The sequence below is a fragment of the Micromonospora sp. DT4 genome (assembly GCF_049841675.1).
Lineage (GTDB): Bacteria > Actinomycetota > Actinomycetes > Mycobacteriales > Micromonosporaceae > Micromonospora.
Genome location: NZ_JBNCKT010000185.1, coordinates 1 through 6,460 on the forward strand (window position 1 = coordinate 1; position 6,460 = coordinate 6,460).

The window sequence follows — 6,460 nt, forward strand, 5'->3', positions numbered from 1 at the left end:
TGATCTATTTGTCGAGGACCTTCCATCGACGTGTCTCGGCGTGACGTTCCGCCCCCAGCCAGTTACCCGACAGTCTCAGAGAGGTGATCTCAGCGACTTTCAGGACTCTGTTGGCTAACTCGCCGTAGCGGCCAGGCGCTGGGGATTCGCGGACTCTGTTGGCTAACTCGCTGTGATCTTGGCTGTCTGGCAGAGGCTCTTGAAGGGTGTTCGGGGCCGGGTGGGGGCGGGTTGGTTGTTGCGGTGGGTCCAGTCGGCGATCCGGCGGCGTTCATGCCGCAGGCGGTGAGGACGTGTTGGACGCGGGTCTTGGGCAGGCCGGTGTAGCGGTTGCGGCGTAGGTGGTGGGCGCGGGCTGCTTGGGAGATGGTGCCCTCGATTCCGGCTCGGGTGTTGTAGCGTCGCTGCCAGTCGGGGTCGTTGCGGGCAGCGCGGTTGGTCAGTTGGATCTCGTAGAGTTCGCGGCTGGGGATGACGATCTGCCTGCCGGTGGTGGTGCTGGTCGTGCAGTGGGCGCGCATCGGGCAGGGGCGGCAGTCGGTGTCGGCGAACGCGATCGCGGTGCCGGGTCCGCTGTTGTGGGCGCGGGGTTTCCACGTGGTGCTGATCTTGCCGGCGGGGCAGATATCGGTGCGGCTGTCGAAGTCGAGGCGGAAGCTGTCACGGTCGAAGCCTTGGCCGGCTCGGGCTTGCCAGGAGGTGTCACGGGCGAGCGGCCCGATGATCTCGGTGCCCTGTCCGGCGGCGCGGGCGACGGCGTCGGCGGTGACGTAGCCCTCGTCCAGGTAGTGCTCGGCTGGGGTGAGGTCGCGGGCTTGCAGGTCGGCGTTGATCGAGGGCAGGGTGGCGTTGTCGGTGTCGGTAGCCGGTGTAGTGCGGACCGCGATGATCAGGTGCGGGTCGCTGGTGTCGCAGGTCTCGGTCAGGTGGGCCTTGTAGCCCTGCCAGGTCGTGTCGCGTTTACGGCTCCACCGCGAGTCGAGGTCGAAAGGGGATTCCCGGAAGTCTGCTCCTTCCCGGATCCGCCCGTGTCGCAGCATCCAGGCGCCGTGCTGGTCCAGGACGCATTCCTGGTCCCAGATCTTGCGGAGGGCGTCGATCGCCGGCAGGTTGTTCAGCCATGCCGCGTCGGGATCGGCGTCGATGGCCGCGAGTAGGACGGCACCGTCGGCGGCCACCGCCTGCCCGAACCGGTCGCGGGCCTGTTCGGCGGCCGGGAGATGCGCGGAGTCGATGCGCCGGCCATACCGCTGTTCCCACTCGGGATCAATTCGCGGCGCCAGCCAGCCCGGTGCGACCTGGGCGAGTTGGTTCAACGCGGCCCGGACCGTCTCACCGACGCGTTCCAGCCGCCCCAACGCACTGATCTTGGCCAGGACATGGGTGGAATCGGTACGGGCCTTGCCGCCGCCGCACAGCAGACCCGCGCGTTTGGCCGCGTCCAGCATCAACTCCAACAGACGTACCGCCCGCTCGTCGACGGCCGGCGGTCGCGGAACTCCGAGAGCACCGAGTAGTGGAACCCGGTGTCGTCCAACGCCAGGCCAAGCGCGTACTTCCAGTCCATCCGGGTCCGGACCGCGTCGGCGGCATCCCGATCGGTCAGATCCTCCATCGCCTGCAGCACGCAGACCAGCACCAGCAGACCCGGCGCCACCGCGCTACGCCCCTCGGCCGCGAACCAGCCGGCGAACTCCTGATCGTCGAAGATCGGCCCGAGCGCGTCACGGACCCGGGTCACCCGGGTACCACCCGGACACGCCATCCGAACCACCGCCACTGTCTGCGCCGGGATCTCCACCGACACTCTGGGCCTCATCGACATCCGGACACCATATTCCATAAAGGACATAGGGCTGCCGCGAAGCCCCAGCGCCTGGCCGCTACGGCGAGTTATAATATTAAAGCCAACAGAGTCCTTGCGAAGACCCTGGAGTCCAGGGTGACCGAACTCGGCGACTGCTTTCCGCTCGGCTGGGCTCGGTCCTTGTCGTCCGAACCGGTCCGAGGCATCGGCACCTCGATCAGGTACCGCAGCGCGCTGTTGATGTCTGCGTCTCGGCTGGCGGCGGTGCGCTCCAACACGTCGTACACGTCGTCATCAACCTCTACAGTGCGGGAGCCGGGACTTTGGTCGGCCATAGTTGGCTCCTTTTGACAGCGATCGGCGTGGTGCCCGGTCGGGCATCAGGATCAATCCACGCTGACCTCGACGCGGCGATCAAGCCTGGCTACGGCCGCGACCTGGACACCGGAGGAGTTCGGCTCCACACACGGAAAGTTACGTAGCCCCATGGGTTTATGAAACATTTCCGCAGTTGAGGATCTCTTTGCCTAGCTCTAGGAATTGGTCTTGTTTGGTGGGGTGGTGGCGTGCGAGGTCGGTGATGGCGTCGACCCAGTTTTGTCGTTCGTTGGTGTTGAGGTCGGTGGAGTGTTCCTTGATGTGTTGCTGGGCGGCGGCTGTGCCCTGGGTGAACATGATGTTGACCGCGTGCATGGCGGTTGCGGCGCCCTTGGTGGAGTGTCCGGAGTCGCGGATGAGCGCGACGCGTTGGTCGACGGGGATGGTGCGGCCCTGCTTGTTGAGCAGGATCAGGTTGCGTTTCTGGGGGGTTTGCTGTTCTTGGTAGTCCAGGACGAGGGGGGCGTGCCCGGCGGCGCCGAGTTCGCCGAGCAGTGGTCTGGTTTGGCTGAACCAGGGGTCTTCCTTGGTGTTCGTGATGATGGTGTCGAGCTCGCTGAGGACGTCTGGGGTGTGCAGGTCGGCGCGGTGCTTGGTCAGGAGTTGAAGTGTCGCTTCCCGGTCGCGGGCGAGTAGGAGTTCGGCGAGCGCGGGTGTCGCCGGGATCGTGCGTGCGACGCTGGCGAAAGCCGCTTTTCGGATCACGGCTGGGGTGAGTCTGCAGCCAATGTCCTTGGTGACGCGGTCACTGTTGGTGATTCGCCACACGGGGTCCAGGTTCGCGGTGGGGGTGGTGGTCGCGGTGGGGGTGGTGGTCGTGGCGCTGTCCGTGGCGCGATGCAGGATGCTGAAGCCGTAGGTGTGCGACATCTGCTTGAGTGGTTCCGAGGTGGTGTAGTCGTCGGCGATGACCATGGGCTGTGGCTGCTTTTTCAACGCGAACTGCTGCACCAGACGCCGCAGGTTTCGCAGATCCGCTGCCCGCCTCTGATCGTCCATGGCGGAGCGCAGCACAATGACCGGAGCCTTCACCGCGGCCCTGGCCACCTGGCTACCCCATCTTCGCAGCCGGTCGGTCTGATCCCACCCCGTCGGCGCGGCACCCACCCAGCACAGGCCCGGATAGCCCGCATCCTGCTCGACACCCGGCGGCAGGATGACAGACTCACTCACCGCCGGCACACCAGAGCCAGACGGGTTTTCCCAATTCATGTCCCGCGTGATGCCCGCAGCCGCGTTGGCATTCTTCTGCGTCGCGGCGGGCACCGGCGCCACCGTGGAGGCGGGCAACTCCTTCGGGTTAACTACAAAAACCTTTTTGTTCCGAATGTCCGTCTGTAGTCCACTGGCTTGCAGAAGTTCGGCGATCTTCCCCGTCGGATCCAAAGTCCCCCGCCTGACGAGATTGTCCATCAACTTACCGATGTCAGTAGCTTTAGTTTTTCCCGAGAGCGTGATCGTAGTTCTCTGTGGAGGGATCGTTCCCGGGGGCTTGATCTGAGCATCCCATGGAGCGGTCGTTCCCGGCACACCCTTGAGCCAGGCGTCATAAGCGGAGAGAAGGTCCTTGACGTTATCTATCCGCTTATCGACGGAGGCAAGCGTGCTCTTGTCTTTGGGGAGTCTTATTTTGTCGTCGTTGAGGGTGTGTTCCGGTTCGAAACCCGCCTTGCGCAGAGCTTCGAAGAAACCCTCATGGAACACATATCCGGTTGTCCGCAACACATGAAACATGTTGCCGACTTTGTGAACCTCCCTCCTGTCGTCCGTCACCGTGTCGCTCCAGAGAGGAGTTTTGCCAAAGTTTCCGGGGTCTTTATCCATCCAAAGCGTGACCGCCTTGATCCGCTCCTGAGAGTCCTTTTCCTGCTTGTCCGTTAGCTTTCGGGGTTTGGATGGCGCCGCTCCGGGCACCTCCAACCCATCGAATCTCGTTTTATCGTCATTATTTCGGCGTATGACTTTGAGGCCGCCTTTTTCCAGCATCGCGGCCATTGTGCCTGCTTCATCATCGCTATGCCCAATTTGCTTGAGCGTATGCATGAAGCTGCCGAACTGGAACATCTCGCCCGGCTTTCGCGGATTGGGAAGCTCCAGCCTCTTCGCGGGTATCTTCCTGATGTTAAGGAGTTCACCATTTCCGTTCTTCTTGTCAATCCAGTCCTCGTAGATGGCGAGGAAGTCTCTCGCCTTCTCGTCTTTCATTCTCTGAAACTTGACGATATGCATATGTCCGCCGTCACGTCTGACGGTGTATCCGTTTTTCTCTAGGGCTTCGGCAATATCTTTATCGTATTGGTAACCCCCAACGTGTATCAGGCTCTCGAAAATCTGGCCGATCGGGTATGTCTTTTCTCCGACCGTCACAGTGTCGCCGTTTGTGGGGACTGTGTTCCGGCGATTGGGGGAGTCTTGCGCTACCCACGTGTTGATGGCGTCGACACGCTCGCCCGGTGTGAAATATTTGTGCGACTTGTCACCTTGTTCGCGCGACTTGTCACCTTGTCGGGAGTACGGTTTCGCGCGTTGTTTTGTGCGCGGTGTTGGGGTTGCTTTGCTGGTGGACGTGGAGGGTGGGTGCTGGTGAGGTGGTGTGTCGCTGGCGTGTGGGGGTCGGGTTGAGGTGGTGCGGGGTATGGGGGGTAGGTGGTGGGTTGTGGTGGCGGGCCCGGCGGTGGGTAGCGCTAACCGCGGCAGGTGGTCGCCAAGTGTGATCGATGGTGATCGTGGGTCGCCAAAGAGCGAATCGGCTTCCTCGTCGCCGGAGAGCGAGTCGTGCTCGTCGTAGAGGAAGCCGTCGTCGAGGAAGTCGTCGTCGATGTGGGGGGCGTCGTGCTCGTTGGTGGGGGGGTGGAGGTAGAACATGTGGGGTGGGGCGGAGGTGATGGGCTGTGGTGGTGCGTTGGTCTCGTTGGTGGGGGCGTATTGGCCGGTGTTCTCGGGTGCCGCGCTGGTGCTCGCGGTCGACACGGGCGGGTTCAGCGCGGGCCATGTCCAGGTCAGGTCGTGGCTGTCGTAGGGGTTATCACCGTCTGGGGCGTACACCTGGCCATAGGGTGGGAAAGCGGCGCTGACGGGTTGCGTCCACTGCCGGGGTGCGAGGTCCCCCAGCCCCCACGGGTCGTCTACCAGTTCCTGGCTGCCGGGCAGGCTGATCCCGTACTCGGCCGGGTCAAGCATCATCGGGTCGAACGATCCGCCGGGCGGGTCAATCATCATCGGGTCGAACGATCCGCCGGGCGGGGCGGGGATCGTCGAGGTGAGGCCGGCGAACGGTAGTGACGGGTGAACACCGTCAGGCAGGGATGTGCTCGTGGCGGCGTCGAGGGTGTTCACGGGCGCGCTGGACCACTCGTCCTCGATAGGGGTGATGATCACGTCGATGTCCGGGCCGTCCATGCCGTCGGGGGCGGGGCCCAGGGATCGGGGGGGACTGATGGTCTGATGATCGAGGACGAATTCGAGAATGTTCAGGTCCAGGTACGTCACATACACGCCCCGGCTTTTGGCATTTTCTATGTCCTCCGCGTAGCCCAAGGCGAAGCGCGCCAGAGCGGATGAGATCTCCAATTCCACGGAGTCGTCGGACAACATCTGCTCGAACTCGTCCGACGCGTACCCGGCTGGCACGTCATACACGATCCACTGGTGGCCCCGCGGACTGTTGTGGTACCGCTTGGTGATCGGCGGGGGCGAGGCAGGAACCACCTCTGGCACCCAGGTGGGCATCATGCCCGGCCGGGTGGTGAACGCCGGATCAACGAGCCCGTTCACCAGGCCCGGCCCCGTCACCTGATGACCCGTGAACACCTGCCCACCGGCGCCGACGCTCAACAACCGGCCCCGCTCATCAGTGGGCACCCGGATCGAACGCCACAACCCCCTACCGGCCTGCTCACCCTCCGGATCAAAGCGCACCACACGCTCAGCGACATCGGCGGCCTGAGTCTGCACCAACCACCAACGATCCTCCGCCGACCGGTGAACCACCACCACATGCTGCGGCACCGCCACATCCTGCGACCACACCACCGTCGACCGCCCCACCCCCAACAACGCCACATCCTCCACCGTCGCCGACCTGAACACCCCACCCAACCGCGCCGCCACCAACCCCACCGACGCCGACGCCTGCGCCGCGTCATCACCACCACCAAAACCGCCGACACGACCCCCACCACCCGAAAGCCCCACCCCACGACCGTCAGAGCCCCCCACACCCAAGGCGGTCAACACCCAACCCGCCCGCACCACACAATCACCCCGCCCATTCCA

4 protein-coding genes are annotated in these 6,460 nt (G+C 63.8%); all 4 read right to left on the reverse strand.

Going from position 1 to position 6,460, the window contains the following annotated elements; genetic code table 11:
* Positions 1-89 precede the first annotated feature (89 nt).
* The 4 genes from ACLQ24_RS28080 to ACLQ24_RS28095 all read right to left on the reverse strand — a co-directional run bounded on the left by ACLQ24_RS28080 (position 90) and on the right by ACLQ24_RS28095 (position 6,439).
* Positions 90-1,448, reverse strand: coding sequence for a transposase (locus ACLQ24_RS28080; protein ID WP_425894755.1), 1,359 nt, complete (start codon positions 1,446-1,448; stop codon positions 90-92).
* Positions 1,448-1,741 (reverse strand): transposase, encoded by a 294-nt coding sequence (locus ACLQ24_RS28085; RefSeq protein ID WP_425894752.1) that lies wholly within the window; start codon positions 1,739-1,741, stop codon positions 1,448-1,450. Before ACLQ24_RS28085 ends, ACLQ24_RS28080 begins: the two co-directional genes overlap by 1 nt.
* Before the next feature lie 152 nt (positions 1,742-1,893).
* Positions 1,894-2,142: a hypothetical protein gene (locus ACLQ24_RS28090; protein ID WP_425894753.1), complete on the reverse strand. Its 249-nt coding sequence runs from the start codon at positions 2,140-2,142 to the stop codon at positions 1,894-1,896.
* Between the two features lie 157 nt (positions 2,143-2,299).
* Positions 2,300-6,439, reverse strand: coding sequence for a hypothetical protein (locus ACLQ24_RS28095; RefSeq protein WP_425894754.1), 4,140 nt, complete (start codon positions 6,437-6,439; stop codon positions 2,300-2,302).
* Positions 6,440-6,460 lie beyond the last annotated feature (21 nt).